Here is a 22,464-nt window from a genome sequence, read left to right as displayed (position 1 = left end):
TCTAGCGGGAGGTTGCGGCGACCGTGTCGTTTGTTGGGGATAGGGCCGACGTCGGCGAGAAGTTGATGGCGTTGGTGGATGCCGGTGTCGGGGTCGCGGAAGCTTCTCGGTTACTGGGTCTTTCGCGGACTCGCGGTTATGGGTTGTTGCGGGAGCTGGGCCGGCCGATGGGCGAGCGTCGTGGGCCGAGGCGTTCGGCGGATCCGGTGTTGATCACGTCGGTGTTCGCGGCGACGGGTTCGGTGAATCAGGCCGCGAAATCGGCGAACGTGGCGTTCTCGGTGGCGCGGCGGATCTTGGTCGCCGAGGGCCTGTTCCGGTCGGAGGCTGTGCGCGGGAAACCTGAGGCCAGGGCGCGATATCTGGAGTTGATCGCGCAGGGTTGGTCGAATATTCGCGCAGCGGCCGAGGTCGGGGTCAACGAACGCACCGGCAAGGATTGGAAAGCGGGAATCCGCCGCACCGCCTATACCCGGATCCGCCCGGACGGCACCGTGGTGGACTACCGCAACGGGGCTCGCTACAACACTGCGGTGAGAAAGATCGAAGACACCGGTCGACGAGTTGCGCACTACACCGGACCGGCAGCAGCGGGGGAACGCTACCTGTCGCTGCAGGATCGACTCGACATCGCCGACGGCTTGTTGGCCGGGCACTCGTTGACAGTGATCGCCACTCGGATCGGCAAGCACAAGTCGACAGTGTCGCGGGAAGTCACAGCACACACTGTCGAGGGCAGCTATCTGCCCTATCGCGCGAATCAGACCGCGGCGAGATCCCGGCGGCGACCCAAACCAGCGAAACTGGTGACCCACCACGCGCTGCGCGCGGAAGTGGCGCGAGGACTGGCCCGGCGGCGGTCTCCGGAGCAGATCTCGCACCGGCTACGCAAGGATTTCCCCGACGACGAAAGCATGCGGGTGAGCCACGAAACCATCTATCAGGCCCTGTATTTGCAGGCTCGCGGCGGTCTCAAACGCGAGATCGCCCAGGCGCTGCGCTCGGGACGCACCCGCCGCGCGACCCGACGCGGCCCCGATCACCGCACCTCACGCTTCACCGACACCATGATCCTGATCAGCGACCGCCCCGCCGAGATCGACGACCGCGCCGTCCCCGGGCACTGGGAAGGCGATCTGATCATGGGCACCGCGAACAAGACAGCGATCGGCACCCTGGTCGAACGCTCGACCCGCTACACGATGCTGATCCATCTCCCCGAGGGCCACCACGCCGAGGCCGTCCGCGACGGCCTCGTTGCCGCGATCTCGTCCCTTCCCGCGCACTTGCGCGGGTCTCTGACCTGGGACCAAGGCAGCGAGATAGCACGGCACAAACAGTTCAGCATGGCCACCGGCATGCCCGTCTACTTCTGCGATCCAGCCAGTCCATGGCAGCGCGGCTCCAACGAAAACACCAACGGCCTTCTGCGCCAATACTTCCCCAAAGGCACCGACCTCAGCCTCCACACCCCCGAAGACCTCGAACACGTCGCCCAGCAACTCAACGACCGACCACGCAAAACGCTCGACTGGGATACCCCAGCCGAGCGTCTGCGTGATCTACTAGCCGCCTAACCAGTCAGCGTTGCAACGACTCCCTGAATCTGCCAACCGGTGGGGCGCTTTCCGTTGTGCCGCAGGCCTTGTCAGGCGTTGCTGGGCTTCCAGGTGGCGATGGCCCAGATCACCACGATGTCGAGGGCGATGATGAGCAGGGACCAGGCCGGGTAGTAGGGAATCGAGAGGAAGTTCTCGATGATGGAGATGGCGGCCAGCACCATCGCCGCGGTGCGGCCCCAGGTGGAGCCGGTGAACAGGCCGAAGGCCACGATCAGTTCGATCACGCCGAGGACGATATGGATCCAGCCCCAGGTGGTGGTGTTGAACTTGTAGATGTAGTCGTATCCGACGACCAGCAGGTCATCCGCGGCGACGGCCGAGATGCCCTGCAGGATCGACAGCACGCCGATCACGGTCAGGATGATCGCCGCCGCGATCGACGTACCGGCGGCGAACCCTTGCTTGACGGAGGATTCGGGTCCTGAATGTGCCATTCGCCGAATATGCCACGAGTTTGCTGACTCGCGGTGACACCGTAATGATCGTGTCGCCGAGCCGTTGTCAGGGCGTGGTCAACGCCTTGTTGACCGCGGTGCCGTAGGCCAGATCGTCCGTGGTGGAGACCTTGGTGAAGGTGCCGCCGGTGCGCTGGGCCAGGGTTTGCAGGGTTTGGGTGCCGCCGCTGCCGATCACGATGACGTTCACCTTCACCGGGCGCGCCGGGTCACCCGCGGCGGCGATATCGGCGAGCAGCTGATCGCCGGTGATGGTGGAATCGTCGTCCGGTCCGTCGGTGATGAGCAGTACCGAATTGGTGCGCGCCGAGGCGTAACCGGCGACCGCTGCCTGGTATGCGGCCTCGAGTGTCGGATAGGTGCGGTCGGTCTTGGACGGCGACGGGGTGACCGTGGACAGCGCTTGGCCGAGGGTATTGCGCTGGTCGGTGGTGAGCGGCGCGGTCGGGGCGAGCACACGGTACGGGTTGGCGCCGTCCACGTTCTTGGCGTACGTCCACACGCCCATGCCGAAGTCGGCCGGCATCACCGTCATGGTCGATTGCAGGGCCGCGAGGGAATTGGCGAGGCGGGTCATGATGCCGTCCTGGGTGCCCATCGACGACGAGATATCCAGCAGCACCGTGGAATTCACGCCCAGCACCGGATTGCTCAGCACCTGCTGCACCTGGGTGAGCGCGGCCTTGCCCGGGACGGTGGCGGCGGCCGGGGGAGCGGCGCCGAAACCGCTGTCGGTGAACAACTTCGACTGTTCCGGGGCGCGCAGGAAGTCGGCGAACAGGCCCGCGACCAGGTTCTGGGTGGCGTCGACCCAGGAGCCGGTGAGCTGGGCGGCCGGGAAATCGGCGACCGGGCCGTTGCCGGCGGGACGGAAGGCGGTCAGGCCGTTGCGGGAACGGATCTGCTGCTCGGTGTCGGGGACCGCGTGCACCGGGGCGGTGGCTTGGTCGGCGGCGGTGGCCAGATCGGTCAGGGCGGTGGCGGCGTCCTTGACCGCGGGCGCGCCCGCCGCGAGATTCGAGATCGCGGAGATGACCTGGCCGGATTTGGCGGCGTTCTCGTCCAGCGGGTCGGTGCCCGAGACGCCCGAGCCGACCGCGCTCGCCACCGCGAGCGTGGCATCGCCGGCGGGCAGGGCCAGACGGAGTTTGCCCCAGGGGGCCAGGCCGATGTCGGCGAGCGAACCCTGCTGGAATTTCGGCAGATCGGCCCAATGCACCTGGGCGGCCTCGAGGGCGCGGCGCAGATCGTCCGGGACGGCCAGGGCGATCGGGCTGGAGGCGATCGGGGCCGGGGTGCCGGCGATGAGACCGGGCACCCGCATGAGCTCGATCGAGCGCGAGGATTCCGGAATCCAGAGGCCGGGCTGGGCGCCCAGGGCCGGATCCCATTTGTTCGCGGTGAAGGCGGTGATCATGGCGGCGGTTGGCTGGGCGTTCACCACGACCTGGGCGCAGTGATCGCGCACGTGCGGTTTGGTGTCGTTGAAGCGGTCGGCGGCGGATTTCACCGGCCCGGCGATATCGGGATCGACGGTGACGTTCAGAGTGGCGGTGCCTTCGACGCAGGCCGCGGCGGCCGCGCTGTCGCGGTCTTTCGAACGTTCTTGCAGCCAGGCCCAGCCGACGACGGCGAGCGCTAGGACTATGACCGCGGCAATCGCGATAACCGGTCCTTTGCTGACACCTCGTGACCCGCCCGCGGCGCGATGAGTACCCACGATCGACAAGTTTATGGGGAGGCGGTGCGACCCACCTGTACCAGGGAGTAACGCGAAAGCCGACCGGGATGTCCGAACTCTCGGACAGCACCGGCCGGCTCTGTTCAGTCGCGGATCAGCTTGCCGCGGTCGTACTCGTGCCCGCCCCACACGCCGGACTGGCTGGTGCGCGTCGCAAATTCCCCACATTCGCGGCGAATCGGGCAGCCCGCGCAGATGTTTCGCGCGTAGTCGAAATCCTGCGAGGGGTACGGGAACCACGCCTCGTGGTTCGGGTCGCCCTTGCACGCGGCGTGCTGCCAGTAGTCCTTCGAGTCGGAGATGGGGAGCAGATCCGCCAGGGTCGGCTCCCGCAGTGCAGTGTTCGTCATCGGATCTAACTCCTTTCGTGTCCGATCACGCAGGTGATGGGAGGGTTGTGGGGGTCTGCCCCCCGTTCAGGACGCGGCGAGTTCCTTCCAGATCTGCCGCTGCTTCTTCTCTCTGTCGTTGGGCGCCTTGGGCTCCCACAGCAGGCGCATCCCGGCCTCTTCGGGAGTCCGGTCCGCCTTGGTGGTATTGCACGGCCCGCAGGCCGCGATCAGGTTGGCCCAGGTATTCGGCCCACCCCGCGAACGCGGCCGAATGTGGTCCACGGTGCGCGCCCAGCCGCTGCAATACCCACAGCGGTATCGATCACGCCGCAGCACCGCGGCGAGGGTGGCGCGACTGTTGTCGTCGTGCGTCAGGATCCGGTGCTCGAGGTATACGTAGCGGGTGAGCCGGATGGTTTCCGGCAGCGCCAGCTCGAGCCGCTTGGAACGGATCGGGAAGTACGGCTGCCGATCGGTGACCGGCTCGGCCCCGCCGCTGAGCAGCAGCACCACCGCGCGTTCGGCCCGGATCTCGGTCAGCGCCTCGTAGGAGGCGTTGAGCACCAGCACCCCGAGGTTCATCCAGTTGTCGTTGTGTATCTCCGGGTCTTCGGCATGACGGAACTGCATGGGATTCACCATGTTTCGTGAGAAGAGAAGCAGAAAGGAACAGAAGGTGCGCGGCTTACGCGAGCGCCTGGAGACGGTCGTCGAACCGGTCGCAGTCGCGTTCGCCGCGCTCGATACCGCTGGCGAGAAGTGCGCGCCGTCCCATCGACATCGGATGCTGTACTGGGTTCACCGGATTCACTGCCGTCTCCTCCTTCCTGCTGGTCACGACCGATACGGTCGGTTGATCATCGTCGAAACTCATGGTGACACAACGGACATGCCGTTGTCGGGTCATTTTTTTCGGGGACTAGATGACAACGAGCCACCACGCCGGATTGTTCCCGGGTTGACGCACGCCACAGGGCGATAGTCCGTGTCGATCGGTCGAATCGACTCTTCACTGCTCGTCGGCGGCGGGCGGCCGGCGGGCCAGGGTTGCTGCGTCGATTCCCGGGGCTCCGCTGCGGAGCCACGACGAGAGAGAAGCACGATGAGGAACCTTGCAGCGACGTCCGTACTGCTCGCCGCCGCGCTGGGCGGCATCGCGGCGGCCACCGGCACGGCCGGGGCCGCCTCGGACGCGGTCCATTACACCGCGACCGATACCGAGAGGTCGATGGTCATCCGCACCGATGCCGGGGCCCTGCGGGTGCACGACGGTGTGTTCCGGATCGAGGCGGCCGACGGGACGGTGCTCGCGGGCGCCGAATTGTCGTTCCGGGTGGACGATTTCGTCTTTCCGATCGCCGCCGATATCTCCGGCCGGACCGCCACCTTGACCCCGCGGTTCGAGCTGGCGCACGCCGCGTACCGGCCCATTGCCCTGCCGTATGAGAACCAAGCGCCCTGGAAGACCGACTACGAGCGTGAGCAGGCCGCCTGGAATCGCATGGCCACCACCATCAGTACCGGTGCGACCATCGGCACCCTGGTCGGCGGGATCACCGGCGCGGGTGTCGGCTGTCTGCTCGGCGGGGCGACCGGGGCGGTGCTGACGGGTGCGCTGTCCGCGATGTTCGGGGCGTTGCCGGGCGCGATCGCCGGGTGCATCGCCGGGATCGGCGTCGTCGGGTTCCTGGGTACTCTGGCCGGTCAGCTGTTCATTACCGCGCCGGTGGCGATTCTGGCTGCGGCGCAGTACTTCACCACTATCAACGCCCCGTTCCAGGGGAAGTAGACACCGGGAGGGTGCGCGGTCCCCGTTGCCCGCGAATCAGGGGATTGGGGACGCGCACCGGCTCACCGGCGCGGGTCAGCCGCGGGACGCGTTCGGCCAGCACCTCGAGTGCGATACGCGCTTCCAGCCGTGCCAGGTTGTTCCCGACGCAATAGTGGATGCCGTTGCCGAAACCCAAGTGGTCCTTGGCATTCCGGTCCAGGCGGAATTCGTCCGGGTCCGCCCAGTGCCGAGGGTCGCGGTTGGCGGAGCCGAGCAGCGAGAGCACCCGGGACCCCGCCGGCAGCGATACGCCGTGCAAGCTGGTGTCGGTGGTGACGGTGCGTAGCAGCGCTTGCGCGGGGTTGTCGTAGCGCAGGGTCTCCTCGATGGCGGCGCTCGCCAATTGCGGATCGTCCGCGAGCCGATGCCACAGGCCGTTGTCCAGCAGCGCGAGGACGGTATTGGCCATCAGATCGGCGGTGGGCGTATTGCCGTCCACCAGCAGCAGCACGCAGAAGATGATCAGGTCGACGGTGCGCGGCGGGTCGGTCTCATCGGCGGTGAGCAGAATGCTGATCGGGTCCTCGCCCGGTCGTTGCCGTCGCTGCCGCACCAGGCGCGCCGTATAGGCCGCGACGGCGCCGCCGCCGCTGAGTACCCGCAGCGTCCCGTCGGACTCTCGAAGCCCGCCGATCAGCCGATCCGACCAGCGCCGGAAATCATCGCGCCGCTCCGGCGGAATATCCATGAGCTCGGTGAACACCATGGTCGGCAGTGGACGTGCGAGTCCGGCGACGAGATCCACCGGCGTCCCGTCGCGGCCCGCGACGATCATCCGGTCCACGAGCTCCTCGGCATCGGCGCGAATCCGCTTCTCCCACTCCGCTATGCGCCGCGGTGTGAAGACCCGTCCCACCTTCCGCCGCAGCACGGCGTGATCGGGCGGATCGGTGGTGACGACCGTGCGCGGCATATGCCGCCGGATGACCGCGGACAGCAGGCGGGACACCCCCGTGCCCAGCTCGTCCGACGCCACCGCCGCCCCGTCGCGCCGCGACGAGAACAGCCGCGGATCCCGCAATACCGCCGCCACATCGTCGTACCGGCTGACGATCCAGATCCCCGGCGTCGTCGATGGATGCACCGGCGCGGTCTCCCGCAACCACGCGTAGTACGGATACGGATCCAGGACGAATCCCGGATCGTCGAGATCGAATCTGGGAGCGATGACTGTGGACACGATGACGATCCCCCCGATCGGCCGCGCTGTAGTACTAACAGGGTCGACCTGCGATTACGCGGGCACAAGACCGGCGTAGCGGTATGTCCGAAACCCGCTGGATGTAAAAGATTATTTACTTCATGTCTGGTTTTCTTTACTCTGACGGCATGTCCTACGAGGAGAAGCGAACCTGGATTCTCGGGATCGTGGCGATGGTGTCCTATGCCGTCTACATCGCGATAGTGCTTGTGCGGGCGCGAGATTCGGCGCTGACCGAGGTCGCCTACGTCGCGCCGATGTTGTGGGCGGTGGGGGTCTCCATCGCGGTGTCGATCGTGGGCGCCATCGTGGTGTCGCTCGCGTCGCGGGACGGCGATCGCCGGGATCAGCGGGACCGGCAGATCGACAAGGAAGGCGAGCGGGTCGGGAACGCGTTCGTGGTGATCGGGGCGCTGGGCGCGCTCGCGCTGGCCCTGGCCGATCAGGACAGTTTCTGGATCGCGAACGTGCTGTACCTGGGCTTCACGCTCTCCGCCGTATTCGCCGCGATGACGAAGATCGCCGCATACCAGCGCGGGTTCTGGCCGTGGTGAAACCGACGAATGTCACCAATAACATTCGGGCGCTGCGGTTCTCGCACGGCGAGATGACGCAGGCCGAGCTGGCCGATCGGCTCGGGGTCACCCGGCAGACCGTGAACGCCATCGAACAGGGCAAGTATTCGCCGTCGCTGGAGATGGCGTTCCAGATCGCGCGGGTGTTCCGTGTGCCGCTGGATGACGTATTCGAGTATCCGGAAGAAGAAGTGCAATGAAGGCTATCGTGCAGTCCGCGTACGGAACCACCGCCGCACTGTCCTATACCGAGGTGCCGACGCCGGCACCGGGCAAGGGCGAAGTGCTGGTGCGGGTACGAGTCGCCGGGATGGACCCCAGCGTCTGGCATCTCATGACCGGTCTGCCGCTGGTCGGACGGCTGGCACTCGGTATTCGCAAGCCGCGCTTCAAGATTCGCGGCTGGGACGCGGCAGGCATCGTCGAGGCGGTAGGCGACGGCGTGACCCGATTCCAGCCGGGCGATGCCGTATTCGGCACGGTCCCCGGCTCTTTCGCCGAATTCGCCTGTGCGGCAGAGAAGAACTTGCACGCGAAACCGGAGAACGTCAGCTTCGAACAGGCGGCGACCCTGCCGACCTCCGGCATGACGGCGGTGGCGGGACTGCGCGACAGCGGGCGAATCCAGGCCGGCCAGCGGGTGCTGATCATCGGCGCGGGCGGCGGCGTCGGCCACCTCGCCGTGCAACTGGCGAAGCACTACGGCGCGCACGTCACCGGCGTCTGCAGCACCGCCAAAGTGGAGTTCGTGCGGAATCTAGGCGCGGACACCGTTATCGACTACACCCGCGAACCCCTCACCGGCACTTACGATCTCGTCCTCGATATGGCAGGCAACCGCCCCCTGTCCGAGGTCCGCGCCCTGCTGACCCCCACCGGCACCCTGGTGCTGGGCGGCGGCGAGAACGGCGGCCGCTGGATGGGCGGCACCGACCGCTCCCTACGCGCAGTACTCCTGAATCCTTTTGTCCGCCAGCATCTACGCGCCCTGCTGTCGCTGGCCGATCCCGAAATCCTCGCCCTGCTGGCCGAAGTCGCGGAGGCGGGCGCGGTGCTACCGGTCATCGACCGTACCTATCCCCTGGCCGACGCGGCCAAGGCCATCGACCATCTGGTCACGGGCCGGCCGCAGGGCAAGATCGCCATCGCGGTCTCCTGACAGTTCGGAACCTGGTTTCAAACCCAGCTTTCGAAGGTGTCGTCGTAGGTGAACCAGTTGCCGTCGTAGCGCTTGTATCGGGTACCCGGTTCGCCACGACCGGGATTCGTCGGAGCCGCCCGCGGGAAATACGCGTAGCCGTCATGGCCGAATCCCTGGTTCTTCAACGCGAACGAGCAGCCGCCGTCACCGACCGGGTGCACAGCCCCGATATCGAACAGCCCGATCCGCCCGGCATCGGCGGTGACGGTGCAGTCCACGGCAGCCCGGTCCATCGCCGGCTTGCTGAACGCCCACCCGATCTTGCCCGCGAGACCCGAGAGCAACAGGATCAGCGTCGTCACCACCACCCCGGGCACGATTGCCGCGAGCATGAACGCGCGGTATCTGTCGATGCCGATCACGGCCAGCACCACCCAGCCCACGCCCAGCACAACCGCCCCGAAACTACCCAGGAAGAACGCGCCTGCCCGATTGTCGTTCGAGCTGAACGCCCACAACAACCACAGGCAGCACAGCACGATGAACCCGCTGGTGACGGCCATCGCCGCAATCCAGCCCGGCGGCGCCGGGCGTCGAGCCGGGGCGGCATAAGGCGGCGGACGATAGCTCACCCCGTCATCCTGCCGATACGGGAATCCCCGGTCGAGTGCTTATTCGACCGGGGATTCCGTTGTCCGGCAACCTGTCCGGCGTGCCGATCAGAGCGGTATCGAGCCGGACGATCCGGTGGATGCCCAGGACCAGGCGGCATTGACGCGCGCGACGATCAGGTTGACGACATCGAGGGCGGTAGAACCCATGAAAAAATCCTCACTTGCGGGGTGTGTAACGCCCGGCAGAGTAATCGAGGAGGTTCGGGTCAGGCCCAGGATTGGACGAAGTTGTCGAAGGTGAACCAGTTGCCGTCGTAGTGGCTGTAGTTCGTGCCCGCGCCGGCTCCAGCTTTGGCGCTCTGCGGCGGCGTGCCCGGGAACAGGGCGTAGCCGTCGGGGCCCAGCAGCGCACCGTCCAGGGTGAACGAGCAGCCGCCGTCGCCCTCGGGGCGCACGTAGTTGAAGGTGTACAACCCGATTCGTCCCGCGTGATCGGTTTTCGTACAGGTCGCCGCGGCACGTTCCAGGGCCGGTTTGGTGAGCGCCCACCCGACCTTCCCCGGTATGCCCATGATCACCAGGGCCGCCGTCATGACCAGCATCGCGGGCACGATGGTCGCGAGCACGAACCGCCGATAGGCCGCGATCCCGGTGATCGCCAGCGCCAGCCACGCGATGCCGAGCACCACGATCCCGCCGCCGCCGTACAGCAGCACGTCGAAGTCATTGCCGCCCTTGGCCGCGAACCCCCACAGCACCCCGAGACAGCACAGCCCGAACAGTCCGGTGGTCGCGATCAGGAACGTCAGCCAGACCTTGGGTATCCGCCGGACCGGTGGCGCCGTGGGCGCGGGGTAATAACTCACGCGTGTCATCCTGCCGAAAGGGGAATCCCCGGTCGAATGCATATCGACCGGGGATTCCCGTGTAGCGCAACCTATCCGGCGTGCCTCACAGGCACTTGAGCGCCTTGGCCTCGCGGCGGCGGCGGTGCAGGATCGGCTCGGTGTAACCGTTGGGCTGCTTGGTGCCCTCGAGCACCAGCTCCTTGGCGGCCTGGAAGGCGATGGAGGCGTCGAAGTTCGGAGCCATCGCGAAGTAGCTCGCGTCTCCGGCGTTCTGGCGGTCCACCACCGGGGCCATGCGCTGCAGCGAGGCGATGACCTCGTCCTCGGTGACGACGCCGTGGCGCAGCCAGTTGGCGACCAGCTGCGACGAGATGCGCAGGGTGGCACGGTCTTCCATCAGGCCGATGTCCTTGATGTCGGGCACCTTGGAGCAGCCGACGCCCTGGTCGATCCAGCGCACCACGTAGCCGAGGATGCCCTGGGAGTTGTTGTCCAGCTCCTGCTGCTTCTCCTCGGCGGTCCAGTCGGTGTCCTGGGCCAGCGGGATCTCGAGGATCTCGTCGACGGTGGCGCGGGGACCGGCCTTGGCGATCTCGGCCTGCCGCTTGAACACGTCCACCAGGTGGTAGTGGGTGGCGTGCAGGGTGGCGGCGGTGGGCGAGGGCACCCAGGCGGTGTTGGCGCCGGCCTTGGGGTGGCCGATCTTCTGGACCAGCATCTCGGCCATCAGGTCGGGCATGGCCCACATGCCCTTGCCGATCTGCGCCTTGCCGGGCAGGCCGGTGGCGATGCCGGTGTCGACATTGAAGTCCTCGTAGGACTTGATCCACTGCTGCGACTTCATCTCGGCCTTGCGGACCATGGGCCCGGCCTCCATGGAGGTGTGGATCTCGTCGCCGGTGCGGTCGAGGAAGCCGGTGTTGATGAACACCACGCGGTCCTTGGCGGCGTGGATGGACGCCTTCAGGTTGACGGTGGTGCGGCGCTCCTCGTCCATGATGCCGACCTTGAGCGTGTTGACCGGCAGGTCGAGCGCCTGCTCGATGCGGCCGAACAGCTCGTTGGTGAAGGCGACCTCGTCGGGGCCGTGCATCTTCGGCTTCACGATGTAGATGGAGCCGGTGCGGGTGTTCTTGAGCTTGGTGTCGCCGTTGAGCGCGTGCTTGGCGATCAGGACGGTGATCAGGCCGTCCATGATGCCTTCGGGCACCTCGTTGCCCTCGGCGTCGATGATGGCGTCGGAGGTCATCAGGTGACCCACATTGCGCACGAACAGCAGCGAACGGCCGTGCAGCACCAGGTCGGAACCGTCGAGCGCGGTGTAGACGCGGTCCGGGTTCATGGTGCGGGTGAAGGTCTTGCCGCCCTTGGAGACCTCTTCGGCCAGATCGCCCTTCATCAGGCCCAGCCAGTTGTGGTAGCAGAGCACCTTGTCCTCGGCGTCCACGGCCGCGACCGAGTCCTCGAAGTCCATGATGGTGGTGACCGCGGACTCGAGCACCAGGTCCTTGACGCCGGCGGTGTCGGTGGAGCCGATGGGGGAGGACGGGTCGATCTGGATCTCGATGTGAAGACCGTTGTGCTTGAGCAGGATCGAGGTCGGGTTCGCCGGATCGCCCAGGTAACCGACGAGCGCGTCGTTGTCGGCCAGGCCGATCTCGGTGCCGTCCTCGAGCCCGACCACGAGCTCGCCGTCCTCGATCGAGTACTTGGTGGAGCCGACGTGCGAGCCGGTGATCAGCGGCACCGCGTCGTCGAGGAAGTTGCGCGCCCATTCGATGACCTTGTCACCGCGGACCTTGTTGTAGCCCTTGCCCTTCTCGGCGCCGCCCGCCTCGGAGATGGCGTCGGTGCCGTACAGCGCGTCGTACAGCGAACCCCAGCGGGCGTTCGCGGCATTGATCGCGAAGCGGGCGTTCATGACCGGCACGACCAGCTGCGGGCCGGCCTGGGTGGCGATTTCGGCGTCCACGTTCTCGGTACCGATCTGGAAATCGGCCGGTTCGGGGCGCAGGTAGCCGATCTCGGACAGGAACTGCTTGTAGGCAGCCTTGTCGTAGCCGGTGCCGGGGTTGGCACGGTGCCACTCGTCGATCTTGGCCTGGATGTCGTCGCGTTCCGCCAGCAGTGCGCGGTTGCGGGGGGCGAGGTCGTTGATAACAGCCTCGGCACCCGACCAGAACGCGGCGGAATCTACGCCGGTGCCGGGAAGGGCCTCGTTCTCCACGAAATCGTGAAGCACCTTGGCAACCTGAAGCCCGCCGACCTGGATCCGCTCTGTCATCTACATGCCTCATTTCGAGAAGCCGGGTGGAAAAAGTACGCCTGTCATGTTACTCGCGGGTACCAGGTGGGCTGTCACGGCACCCGGCTCGAGTGACCCAGGCCATTCGGGATCGAACCCTTGAATGTTCCGGGCGGTACATTTAATGTACTGCATGGAACATTAAGTGTGCGGAGCGGTGGCGAGGAGCCAGTCATGGCAGATGTGTTGTCCGGCAAGGTCGTTGTGGTCACCGGCGGCAGTCGCGGGCTCGGGCGCGAAATGGTCCTGGCCTTCGCGGCCTCCGGCGCGGACGTGGTCATCGCCAGCCGCAAGCTGGACAGCTGCGCGGAACTGGCCGCTGAAGTGCGGGAGAAGTTCGGGCGGCGCGCACTGCCGGTGGCCTGCAATGTGGGGGTCTGGGAGCAGTGCGATCAGCTGGCCGAGGCCGCCTACGCGGAATTCGGGCGGGTCGACGTGCTGGTCAACAATGCCGGGATGTCGCTGCTGTACCCGAGCCTGGACCAGGTCACCGAGTCCATGTTCGACAAGATCGTCGCCACCAACCTGAAGGGGCCGTTCCGGCTCTCGGCGCTCATCGGGGCCCGGATGGCGGCGGCCGGCGGCGGATCGATCATCAATATCTCCTCCATCGAAGCCGTGCGGCCCGAACCCCTCGCCGTGCCCTACGCGGCGGCCAAGGCGGCGCTGGAAACGCTGAGCGGCGGGCTCGCGCAGACCTACGGGCCGGCGGTGCGGGTCAACACCATTCGCTGCGGGGCCTTCGACACCGATATCGCCAAGGCCTGGCCGGAGGAGATGCGGCAGTTCCTCGCGAACGGCAATGCGCTGCGGCGCATCGGGCAGCCCGCCGACATCGTCGGGGCCGCACTGTTCTTCGCCTCCGACGCCTCCGCGTTCTGCACCGGCTCCACCCTCGCCCTCGACGGCGGCTGGCGGTGACCGCGCAACCCGTGCGCCGGCGCGGCCGTCCGCCCGCCTCGGAGGTGAATCCCGGGGAGACCCGCGAACGCATCGTGCGCGCGGCCATGGAACTGTTCGCCGAGAAGGGGTTTCACGCCACCAGCGTCGCGGACATCGGCGACCGGGCGGGCATCCAGCGCGGCGCGCTGTACTACCATATCGGCTCCAAGGAAGAACTGCTCTTCCAGATCCGGCGCGGCTACACGCAGCTCATGTTCGATGCCGCCACCGCGGTCGCCGACAGCGACGCCGAGCCGATGGCCAAGCTGCGCACCCTGATTCGCGATCACGTCCGGCTGATTCTCGAGCATCAGCACGAGGTCACCATCGCGCTGCGCGACGCCGGGGCACTCACCGCCGAACGCGAAGCCGATCTGCAGGTGCTGCGCGACGGCATTCAGCGGACCTGGCAGCGCGTCTTCGACGCGGGCGTCGCCGCCGGCGTGCTGCGCACCGGCGATCACGTCGTCACCAACAGCATCGTGGCCATGCTGAACATGGTCAGCCGCTGGTATCGCCCCGGCGGCGAGCACACCCCCGAACAGATCGCCGACATTCTCATCACCACCATCCTCGACGGCGTCGCGACGACCCCGAACAAGTGAAAGGCTGACCATGGCTTGGGATTTCGAAACCGATCCGGAATACCAGAAGAAGCTGGACTGGGTCGCGGAGTTCGTCCGCACCGAGGTGGAACCCCTGGACCTGCTCTACCCGGAACCCTACGACCGCAAGAACCCGGAGATCCGGGCGCTCATGAAGCCGTTGCAGGAGAAGGTGAAAGAGCAGGGGCTGTGGGCCTGCCACCTCGGCCCCGAACTGGGCGGCCCCGGCTACGGGCAGGTCAAGCTGGCACTGCTGAACGAGGTCATCGGCACCTCCAAGTGGGCGCCGCTCGTCTTCGGCTGTCAGGCGCCGGATTCCGGCAATGCCGAGATCCTCGCCCACTTCGGCACGCCGGAGCAGAAGGCGAAATACCTGCAGCCCTTGCTCGACGGTGAGATCGGCTCCTGCTACGTCATGACCGAGCCGACCGGCGGCTCCGATCCGACCGCGTTCCAGACCCGGGCCGTGCGCGACGGCGACGACTGGGTCATCAACGGCGAGAAGTGGTTCAACTCGGCGGCCGAGTTCGCCAGCTTCCACATCGTCATGGTCGTGACCGATCCGGACGCCGAACCGCACAAGCGGCTGTCGATGTTCATCGTGCCCGCCGACGCGCCCGGCCTGGAAATCGTCCGGAACTTCACCGTCCCCGGCTTCAGCGAAAACGAAGGGCACCTGCGCTTCACCGATGTCCGCGTCCCCGCCGATGCCTTGCTCGGCGCGGAGGGGCTCGGGTTCATCGTCGCCCAGACCCGGCTCGGCGGCGGTCGCGTGCACCACGCCATGCGCACGGTCGCCATGGTGCGCAAGGCATTCGACATGATGTGCGAGCGCGCGGTCTCCCGCACCATGGGCAAGGGCGTGCTCGGCGGAAAGCAGATGACCCAGGAGAAGATCGCTGAAGCCTGGATCGAGATGGAGCAGTTCCGGCTCCTCGTGCTGCGCACCGCCTGGCGCATCGACAAGGAACAGGACTACCGCAAGGTGCGCCACGATATCGCCGCCATCAAGGTGGCCATGCCGAAGGTCATGCACGATATCGCCCAGCGCGCCATGCACCTGCACGGCGCCATCGGCGTCAGCACCGATCTGCCGTTCGTGGACATGATGAACTACGCGCAGGTCATGGCCATCGCGGATGGGCCCACCGAGGTCCACAAGATCACCCTCGCCAAGGAGGTGCTCAAGACCTACGCGCCCGGCGACCCGGTGTACCCCAGCGGATTCCGTCCCTTCCTGCGGGAGAAGGCGCGCGAACTGGTGGCCGAGCGGCTCGAACACACCGTCGGCAACCTCTGACGAAAGCCTGACCATGGGTGCGATCCCCTGGCCGGAGGGGTTCGGAGCTGCGAATATTCGAGCATGGCTCTCCTCCGAAGGATCGCACCCAAGCCGGTCGTGTGGACGCTGACCGGGCTGGCGGTCGTCGCCGTGGTCATCGGGCTGGCGCTGTTCCAGCCGTGGCGGTTGTTCACCAGCACCACCGTTGACGAAGCGCTGCCGACCGTCGCGGTCACGACGGCGGCCGCGCCCGCGGGTGCGCCGGCGGTCAGCTACCCGCGCACGCTCTACACGGGAACCCTGATCTCGCATGAGCACGAGACGACCGGAACGGTGTCGGTGCTGGAACTCGCCGACCGTACCCGGGTGCTGCGGCTCGAGAACCTCGACACCTCGGACGGTCCGGCGTTGCACGTGTGGCTGAGCGACGCCGCGGTGCTCGCGGGCAAGGACGGGTGGGGCGTCTTCGACGACGGGCAGCACCTGGATCTGGGGAAGCTCAAGGGCAACAAGGGGAATCAGAACTACGACATTCCCGTCGATGCCGATCTGACGGCGCTGCACAGTCTTTCGATCTGGTGCGATCGATTCAATGTGTCGTTCGGGGCGGCGGAACTGCGCGCCGCCTAGGGTCGGCCTGGCGAAATCAGTTCGCGGGCAGCGGGAACCGGATGCCGGTCAGTTCCTCGGAAGCCTCCCACAGTTTCCGGGCGGTCGTGGCGTCGGACGCGGCGGCGGAACGGCCCACCAGCTTGGGATGGCCACGGTATTCGTAGAACCCATCCGGACCGACATAGCTGTCGGACGGGATGTCCTGGCTGAGCGCGTACAGCGTCGGCAGCGTGCCCGCCTCGGGCCGCTGCGCCAGGACCAGATTGCCGATCCGCATGGCCAGGTCCGCGACACGATTCTCGGTGTGGCTCTGCAGGTTCGTGGCCGACCAGCCGGGATGGGCGGCCGTGGCGCGCACCGTGGAACCGGCGGCCTCGAGGCGGCGGCTCAGCTCCAGGGTGAACAGCAGGTTGGCCAGCTTGGACTGACCGTAGGCGGCAACCGTGTTGTACGGCCGCGCTTTCCAGTTCAGGTCGTTCAGGTCGATGCTCCCGCGCCGATGCGCCTGCGACGACACCGTGACCACCCGATCGGTGATCCGTGGCAGCAGCAGATTGGTCAGGGCGAAATGCCCGAGATGGTTGGTGCCGAACTGGCGCTCGAAACCATCAGCGGTGTGCCCGTGCGGAACCATCATGATGCCCGCGTTGTTGACCAGCGCGGCGACCGGCTCGGTCCAGCCCTCGGCGAAGGCGCGGATCGAGGCCAGATCCGCCAGGTCGAGCTCACGCACCTCGGTACTGCCCTCGACCTCGCGCGCGGCCGCCTCGCCTCGCCGGACATCCCGCACCGCGAGCACCACGTGCGCGCCGGCCCGGGCCAATTCGCGGGTGGTGACCAGGCCGAGGCCGCTGTTCGCGCCGGTCACGATGACGGTCCGGCCGTCCATGCGGGGAAGATCTCGTGCTGTCCATCGGGAATTCGTCATGCTCCCCAATGTAGACACTGCCCACAAAGTGGTCAATGCCCACATGCTGCTAGGCTGATCGCACTATGTGTGCCGACCGCCCCTACCACCACGGAGACCTGCGTGGACAACTCCTCGAACGCGCCGAGCAGGCATTGCGCGAACAGGGCGTCGAGCAACTCTCGCTGCGGAAACTCGCGCGCGAGGTCGGGGTCACCCACAATGCGCCCAGCCGCCATTTTCCCGACAAACAGGCCCTGCTGGATGCGTTGGCGCTGAACGGTTTCCAGCGGATCGGCGAAGCGTTCCGGAGCGCGGTCGCCGGGGAGCAGCCCTTCGAAGATCGCTTCCGCGAGCTGGCGCGCGTGTATCTCCGCTTCGCCGTGGACAATTCGGCCCTGCTGACCCTGATGTTCGCGCGCAAACACAGCCCCACCGGCGGCGAGGCCATGGCGGCAGCGGTGGCGGAAGCCTTCGCGGTCCCGGTGCGGCTGACCGCCGAAGCCCAGGAGCGCGGCGAAATCGTCGCGGGCGATCCGATGCGCATCGGCTGGACCGTCGCGGTCGCGCTCCAGGGCCTCGCCAGCTTCGCCACGGCGGGACTGATCCCGCCCGAGGGGATCGACGAACTACTCGACGAGACGGTCACCCGGCTGACGCAGGGATTGCAACCGCGCGATCAGTAATGACGGGTGGGCGTTCTCGGGCGCCGCTGAACGCCGCGCTGGATTGTGTTCAGGCGGTGCGTGGTTCGACCCACAGCGCTTCGGCGAGGGCGCACAGTTCGCCGTCGGCGGTCGAAAGCGCCACGCCCACGGTGTATTTGCGGCCCTCGTGGCGAATCGGCCAGGCGTGTGCGATGTGCTCGGCTCCGGCCAGGACCGGGCGGTATTGCGATGCCGTCAGCGCGGCGGTGAACGCGCCGAGGCCCATGCCCTGGAAGGCCCAGGCCGCGATGCCGCCGGGGCAGTCCAGCGCCGACCACACGACGCCGGGCGGGAGTTCGCCGTTCTCGTCGGCCAGGCCGGCGTCGGGGGTCCAGGCGGCGGCCATGAGATCGCTGTGCGGGACCCGCCACGGGAACAGGCGCAGGCCGCGGCCGGGCGCGCATTGCACGCCGCAGCCATAGCAGTCGGTGACCCGGCGGTCGGGGGAGGAGAGCGCGGTTTCGGTGGCGCGCTTGGCATCCGACCAGGACGGCAGCGGCGGGGCGGTGATATCGAGGACGGCGGGGGCCGCCTCGGTGAGGAGCGTGCCGTCCTCGGCGGTGAGCGTGGAACCCGACAGCAGTAAGGGGGTTTCGACCGGGACCGCGCGCCGGAAGTCGACGCGCGCCGCCTCGGCGCCGGTGCGGGCGGCGAGCACCCCGGCCACATAACCACCGAAGGCCACCCGCGGGTAGCCGTGGATGTGATCCGGAATGGTCAGCGATTCCGTCGCGATCATGCTGTGCGTCAACCTCTCCCCACACGGTCCGATCAATCGACGATACCCAGCGGGGCGGATCCGGGCCGGTGGGATATCCCACTTCAGGACAGCGGTTGCACACCGCGCTGGGCCAGCAGCAGGGTCATGATGCCCGCTTCCTGGGATTGCCCGCTGATCATCCCGCGCGCCGCCTCCTTCACCGCGCCCGATTCGACCAGCTTGTCCACCGCCTGCGCCATGGCGACGCCGCCGCGATGATGGCGCTGCATGAGCTGCAGGAACTGGGTTTCCGCGTCCGCGCCCCGCGCCGCCGACAGCGCGTCGAGTTCGGCGAGGGTGGCCATGCCGGGCATGCGGGTGGATTCGGCGGCGCCCGTGGTCATCGACGCGTGGTCGTGGGTGGTGCTCGCGGCGTGCATCCAGTTCATCGGATGCGGGTTGGTGGGGGAGGCATTGGCCAGCCGCAGCCAGCCCAGCATGGTGCCGATCTCCAAGCGCTGGGTGTCGGCGATCTGCTGGGCCAGCCGCCGGATCGCCGGATCCACACCGGCGTCCAGGCGCTGCGTCATGAGCAGCGCCTGCTCGTGGTGCGCCGTCATATCCTCCGCGAAGCCGATCTCGGTCGGCGTGAGAACCGGAGGCGCGCTGTGACTCTCGGGCACCAGGGCCGGGCGCAGCACGAACCCGGCGAGCATCAGCAGCGCGGCGAGCGTGGCCAGGCCCGCCGCACGAGCCCAGCGCGCCCGGGTCACGAACCCACCACGGAGCGTTGATCGGCCGGCGGGGTGTAGACGTCGCCGGACAGCTCCAGGACCATGAATCCGTTGTCGTTGCAGGTGGTCCAGAGCTGGTTGCCGTGCCATTCCGGCGGCGCGAAACACCAATCGCTGGACAGATCGCCCAGCGCCACCATGCCGCTGCGCGAGGAAAGCGCCTGCGAGGGATCGAATTTGCCCTCCAGGATCGCCCGTGCCACCGAGGTGAACTCCAGGCCCGGGATGCCGATCAGCGAGGCCAGCGCGTGCGGGGAGTTCCACAGTTCCAGATTGCGGCCCTTGAGCGCCGGGGGATTGAAGTAGGCGATCTCCTTGACGTCGAACGGATCCCGCACGTCGAACACCCGGATCCCCGATTCCTCCCAGCCGCAGGCCAGTGCGGTCGGATCGTTGGGGCGGTCGGCGGCGCAGTAGTGGGCGTCGTAGGAGAACACCGAACCGCCCATGGACGAGGCCAGCGCCGAATCCTGGTTCTCCAGGAGGTTGATCTCCAGCTTGATCTTGTTGACCACCTTGGGCCGGGTCTCGTCGGCGATGTCGACCAGCTTCACCCCGCCCGCGCCGCCCTCGTCCGCGGTGAACAGGTACGGCTTGCCGGCATAGGTGACCGGGATGCTGTGCTGGGTGGCGAACCCGTCGATCCAGAAGGTCCGGCCCAGATGCGGCACTTGCGGATTCGGGTCGCGGCGCTGCACGGCGCTGATATCCAGGACGGTGAAACCGCCCAGCGCCGACAGGTACATGCGATTGCCGTCCGGGCTGATGCCGAAGCCGTGCGCTTCGATGCCGGTCAGGCCCTGCCAGATGACGTGCGGGTTGGCGGGATCGGCGAGATCGACCGCGCTCACGAAACCGGGTGCGATGCCCGAGGCCCAATACGTGCGGCCGTCGGGGGAGAAGCCGCCCTCGTGCGTGGTGATGGGCAGCGGCATCAGCAGGTTCGTGCCCGCACCGGTGTTCAGCAGCCGCGGATGCGCGCAATCGGAGATGTCGTAGACCGACAGGTAGCCCGCGCCCTCGCCGACCGGAACACCGGTGCCCACCAGTAGTTTTCGCTCGGTATTGACCTTCAGCGATTCCCAGGTTCCGGCCAGCATGGCGGGCTCGGTGAGAGTGGCGGTGGGTACCGGGTTCGCCGGATCCGTCACATCGAGGACCGTCACGCCCTGCGACGGTCCCAGCACGCTGCCCGGGAACAGGGTGCCCGTGTACGAGCAGTGCTCGAAGGTGGTCGAGGTGATACCGGCTCCGCGCCCGACATAGCCGCCGACATACGAGATATTGCACCGGTATCCGAGGGTGCTGCGCCCGCTGTTGCGATCGTCGGCCGGAACATCGCCCTGCATACCGCTTTCCGGCAGCGCGTCGCCCGCGCATGCGGCCCGGGGCACGGAAGTCCGTCCCACCTCGAAGAATTCCTGCACCGCGTCGGTGAGATCGGATTGCAGATCCGCCGAGGCGCCGCCGATCGGCAGTACGGCTGCCGCCAGCAGGGCCGTGGTCAATGCCATCGCGGGCTTGGACCGTCGTATCGCCGAGAACCGCCGCACTGCGGTACCCCCTGTTCCGTTCGAACTGTCAGGCCGTGACCGCGCCCACATGCGGGCAGTCGGCGTGGTCGCGGTTACACCTCGGAACGCTAACTCAAGAACTGACCGGCCGGTAGGGTGTCTGGGAAGGTTGGCGGACGCCGCTGTGTGTCCGGTGCCCGCGCGGGTCGGTCAGAAGTTCTCCTGAAACCGATACCAGGGGCCTTCGAAGGGCGTGTAGACGACATTCCCCGCTCGCTCGGGCGGCGCACCGGCGGGGAAATACCCGAACCCGGAATCCGACACCAGCGAGAACTCCTCGTACAGCAGGCATCCGCCATCGCGTCGCACCATGCGGTCGATGCGATACACGCCCAGCCTCTCGCCGCTGGATTCCCGGGAGCATTCGGTCGCCGCCCGTTCCATCGAGCCCTTGGACAGCGCCCACCCCGCCCGGTCCGGAAGGCTGCTGAACGCCCCGGCGATACCCACCGCCGCCACCGCCGGGGCGATCAGCGTGAGCCGCCACCGGTGAAAGAGCAGCGCTCCGACCGCGCTGGTGATCGACCAGGCGATCGCGGTGAGAACGAGCAGCAGCAGGGTGCCGACCATGAAATCGACCGAGGCGCGCGACATCTGACCCCACCAGCAGGCGAGACAGAGTATTGCCGTCGCCACGATGACGGCCACGGAGGTGAGCCGCCATGCGCGCGGCGTGAGCATTTCGTCCACGCGCCTGGGCCGTGGCCCGTATCGATCCTCCATGAACCGGCCTGCCTCCCCGAGTCGCGACTCCGACCCGCCGCCGATGATGGCACGATCGGAGCCCGGACGCCGGGCGGGCGCAGCGGTCAGGACGGCCAGGTGAATTCCGGATCGGTGAGATAGTCCTGGCGGCGCTGATCGAGGGCCATGGTCACCATCTGGGCCGCGCCCGGACCGATCACCTTGCGCACCGGCGGGTTCGGCAGGTTCACCAGTGCGATCAGCTCCGCCGCACCGACCTCCGGCTTCGGCTCGACCCACTCCGGCGGCGTCTCGGCGTCACCGGCCGCTGCCGCCGCGAGATCCTCCGCCGTCGGATACCCCGGCATGCCGAGGATCGCCGTCCGCTGCTCGTCGTAGGCGGGCAGGGCCGTCCCGAAACGCATGCTCGACTTGGCCCAATCGGTGTCGAATCCGCCCAGTTGCGCCATGGTCACGTGAATGCCGAACGGCCGCAGCTCATCCGCCAGGGATGCGCTGAAGCCTTCCAGGGCCCACTTGCTCGCGTTGTACATTCCGAACAACGGCAGGCTCCCCACCGCGCCCACGGTCGAGATCTGCACGATGTGCCCGGAACCCTGCGCCCGCAGGTGCGGTACCGCGGCCTGGGAAACCCACAGTGCGCCATAGAAGTTCGTGTCCATCTGATCCCGGATCTGCGCCTCGCTCAGTTCCTCGATCGCGCCGACCAGGCCGTATCCGGCATTGTTGACGATCACGTCGATCGTCCCCATCGCCGCGAACGCCTTGTCCACCGCGGCGATCACGGCCTCCCGATCGCGAACATCCAGCGGCAACACCAGCAACCGCTCATCGGCCAAGTCCGCCATGGTCTCCGGCTGCCGCGCCGTCGCCACCACCCGATCCCCGGTCTCCAGCGCGGCCAGCACGAATGCCCGCCCCATCCCGCGATTCCCGCCCGTAATGAACCAAGTCCTGCTCACCGAGCCGAA

Annotated in this window: 25 protein-coding genes; 10 read left to right on the top strand and 15 right to left on the bottom strand. The window is 67.3% G+C overall.

The window, feature by feature from the left end; genetic code table 11:
- Positions 1-371 precede the first annotated feature (371 nt).
- Positions 372-1,577, top strand: a complete 1,206-nt coding sequence (locus tag NY1_RS07455; protein ID WP_439956002.1) for an IS30 family transposase — start codon at positions 372-374, stop codon at positions 1,575-1,577.
- A gap of 71 nt (positions 1,578-1,648) precedes the next feature.
- On the opposite strand, the gene NY1_RS07450 is transcribed toward NY1_RS07455, so the two are convergent.
- From NY1_RS07450 to NY1_RS07430, 5 genes are all read right to left on the bottom strand, one after another.
- A complete protein-coding gene (locus NY1_RS07450; RefSeq protein ID WP_067709766.1) occupies positions 1,649-2,056 on the bottom strand; it encodes a DUF7144 family membrane protein in 408 nt (135 codons plus the stop codon).
- A 67-nt stretch (positions 2,057-2,123) separates the two neighbouring features.
- Positions 2,124-3,797, bottom strand: a complete 1,674-nt coding sequence (locus NY1_RS07445; protein WP_067709764.1) for a VWA domain-containing protein — start codon at positions 3,795-3,797, stop codon at positions 2,124-2,126.
- 104 nt (positions 3,798-3,901) lie between these two features.
- Positions 3,902-4,168 (bottom strand): WhiB family transcriptional regulator, encoded by a 267-nt coding sequence (locus tag NY1_RS07440; protein ID WP_067709763.1) that lies wholly within the window; start codon positions 4,166-4,168, stop codon positions 3,902-3,904.
- Between the two features lie 66 nt (positions 4,169-4,234).
- Complete coding sequence (locus tag NY1_RS07435) at positions 4,235-4,780, bottom strand: HNH endonuclease (RefSeq protein WP_067710139.1); 546 nt, start codon at positions 4,778-4,780, stop codon at positions 4,235-4,237.
- Positions 4,781-4,835: 55 nt separating this feature from the next.
- Positions 4,836-5,024, bottom strand: a complete 189-nt coding sequence (locus NY1_RS07430; RefSeq protein ID WP_157762099.1) for a hypothetical protein — start codon at positions 5,022-5,024, stop codon at positions 4,836-4,838.
- A gap of 228 nt (positions 5,025-5,252) precedes the next feature.
- Between NY1_RS07430 and NY1_RS07425 the strand changes: the two genes are divergently transcribed.
- A complete protein-coding gene (locus NY1_RS07425; protein ID WP_067709759.1) occupies positions 5,253-5,939 on the top strand; it encodes a DUF8020 domain-containing protein in 687 nt (228 codons plus the stop codon).
- Here NY1_RS07425 and NY1_RS07420 read toward each other — a convergent pair.
- On the bottom strand, positions 5,914-7,161 hold the full coding sequence (locus NY1_RS07420) for a cytochrome P450 (RefSeq protein ID WP_084534732.1): 1,248 nt from the start codon (positions 7,159-7,161) through the stop codon (positions 5,914-5,916). The two genes, NY1_RS07425 and NY1_RS07420, sit on opposite strands and share 26 nt — an antisense overlap.
- Positions 7,162-7,310: 149 nt before the next feature.
- Here NY1_RS07420 and NY1_RS07415 point away from each other — a divergent pair, with 149 nt between their 5' ends.
- Genes NY1_RS07415 through NY1_RS07405 form a run of 3 tightly spaced genes read left to right on the top strand, consistent with a single transcriptional unit; the run spans position 7,311 to position 8,916 of the window.
- Entirely contained in the window at positions 7,311-7,736 is a 426-nt protein-coding gene (locus tag NY1_RS07415) for a hypothetical protein (RefSeq protein ID WP_067709758.1), read from the top strand.
- On the top strand, positions 7,730-7,957 hold the full coding sequence (locus NY1_RS07410; protein WP_067709756.1) for a helix-turn-helix transcriptional regulator: 228 nt from the start codon (positions 7,730-7,732) through the stop codon (positions 7,955-7,957). Before NY1_RS07415 ends, NY1_RS07410 begins: the two co-directional genes overlap by 7 nt.
- Entirely contained in the window at positions 7,954-8,916 is a 963-nt protein-coding gene (locus NY1_RS07405; protein ID WP_067709754.1) for an NAD(P)-dependent alcohol dehydrogenase, read from the top strand. Before NY1_RS07410 ends, NY1_RS07405 begins: the two co-directional genes overlap by 4 nt.
- 17 nt (positions 8,917-8,933) lie before the next feature.
- Here the strand turns inward: NY1_RS07405 and NY1_RS07400 are convergent, their stop codons facing one another.
- From NY1_RS07400 to NY1_RS07390, 3 genes are all read right to left on the bottom strand, one after another.
- Complete coding sequence (locus tag NY1_RS07400; RefSeq protein ID WP_157762098.1) at positions 8,934-9,530, bottom strand: hypothetical protein; 597 nt, start codon at positions 9,528-9,530, stop codon at positions 8,934-8,936.
- 248 nt (positions 9,531-9,778) lie between these two features.
- Positions 9,779-10,378 carry a hypothetical protein gene (locus NY1_RS07395; RefSeq protein ID WP_157762097.1) on the bottom strand — a complete coding sequence of 200 codons (600 nt, stop codon included), beginning with the start codon at positions 10,376-10,378 and terminating at the stop codon, positions 9,779-9,781.
- Between the two features lie 85 nt (positions 10,379-10,463).
- Complete coding sequence (locus NY1_RS07390) at positions 10,464-12,644, bottom strand: malate synthase G (RefSeq protein WP_067709749.1); 2,181 nt, start codon at positions 12,642-12,644, stop codon at positions 10,464-10,466.
- 204 nt (positions 12,645-12,848) lie between these two features.
- Here NY1_RS07390 and NY1_RS07385 point away from each other — a divergent pair, with 204 nt between their 5' ends.
- The 4 genes from NY1_RS07385 to NY1_RS07370 all read left to right on the top strand — a co-directional run bounded on the left by NY1_RS07385 (position 12,849) and on the right by NY1_RS07370 (position 16,124).
- On the top strand, positions 12,849-13,586 hold the full coding sequence (locus NY1_RS07385) for an SDR family NAD(P)-dependent oxidoreductase (RefSeq protein WP_067710135.1): 738 nt from the start codon (positions 12,849-12,851) through the stop codon (positions 13,584-13,586).
- Entirely contained in the window at positions 13,583-14,212 is a 630-nt protein-coding gene (locus NY1_RS07380; protein ID WP_067709747.1) for a TetR/AcrR family transcriptional regulator, read from the top strand. Before NY1_RS07385 ends, NY1_RS07380 begins: the two co-directional genes overlap by 4 nt.
- A 10-nt stretch (positions 14,213-14,222) precedes the next feature.
- Positions 14,223-15,512, top strand: coding sequence for an acyl-CoA dehydrogenase family protein (locus NY1_RS07375; RefSeq protein WP_067709746.1), 1,290 nt, complete (start codon positions 14,223-14,225; stop codon positions 15,510-15,512).
- Between the two features lie 63 nt (positions 15,513-15,575).
- Positions 15,576-16,124: a DM13 domain-containing protein gene (locus NY1_RS07370; protein WP_067709744.1), complete on the top strand. Its 549-nt coding sequence runs from the start codon at positions 15,576-15,578 to the stop codon at positions 16,122-16,124.
- A gap of 16 nt (positions 16,125-16,140) precedes the next feature.
- Here the strand turns inward: NY1_RS07370 and NY1_RS07365 are convergent, their stop codons facing one another.
- Positions 16,141-17,034 (bottom strand): oxidoreductase, encoded by an 894-nt coding sequence (locus tag NY1_RS07365; protein WP_067709742.1) that lies wholly within the window; start codon positions 17,032-17,034, stop codon positions 16,141-16,143.
- Positions 17,035-17,099: 65 nt separating this feature from the next.
- Between NY1_RS07365 and NY1_RS07360 the strand changes: the two genes are divergently transcribed.
- Complete coding sequence (locus tag NY1_RS07360) at positions 17,100-17,699, top strand: TetR/AcrR family transcriptional regulator (RefSeq protein WP_067709740.1); 600 nt, start codon at positions 17,100-17,102, stop codon at positions 17,697-17,699.
- A gap of 49 nt (positions 17,700-17,748) precedes the next feature.
- On the opposite strand, the gene NY1_RS07355 is transcribed toward NY1_RS07360, so the two are convergent.
- The 5 genes from NY1_RS07355 to NY1_RS07335 form a co-directional block, all read right to left on the bottom strand.
- Positions 17,749-18,459 carry a PaaI family thioesterase gene (locus NY1_RS07355; RefSeq protein WP_067709739.1) on the bottom strand — a complete coding sequence of 237 codons (711 nt, stop codon included), beginning with the start codon at positions 18,457-18,459 and terminating at the stop codon, positions 17,749-17,751.
- 83 nt (positions 18,460-18,542) lie between these two features.
- Entirely contained in the window at positions 18,543-19,193 is a 651-nt protein-coding gene (locus NY1_RS07350) for a DUF305 domain-containing protein (RefSeq protein ID WP_067709737.1), read from the bottom strand.
- Entirely contained in the window at positions 19,190-20,728 is a 1,539-nt protein-coding gene (locus tag NY1_RS07345) for an LVIVD repeat-containing protein (protein ID WP_174567165.1), read from the bottom strand. The genes NY1_RS07350 and NY1_RS07345 overlap by 4 nt, the downstream gene beginning before the upstream one ends.
- 210 nt (positions 20,729-20,938) lie before the next feature.
- Positions 20,939-21,511: a hypothetical protein gene (locus NY1_RS07340; RefSeq protein ID WP_157762095.1), complete on the bottom strand. Its 573-nt coding sequence runs from the start codon at positions 21,509-21,511 to the stop codon at positions 20,939-20,941.
- Positions 21,512-21,597: 86 nt separating this feature from the next.
- Entirely contained in the window at positions 21,598-22,455 is an 858-nt protein-coding gene (locus NY1_RS07335; protein WP_084534731.1) for an SDR family NAD(P)-dependent oxidoreductase, read from the bottom strand.
- Between the last annotated feature and the right edge of the window lie 9 nt (positions 22,456-22,464).

Origin of the sequence: Nocardia yamanashiensis NBRC 100130 (genome assembly GCF_001613325.1) — a bacterium.
GTDB lineage: Bacteria > Actinomycetota > Actinomycetes > Mycobacteriales > Mycobacteriaceae > Nocardia > Nocardia yamanashiensis.
This window is presented reverse-complemented; position numbering and strand designations above follow the sequence as displayed.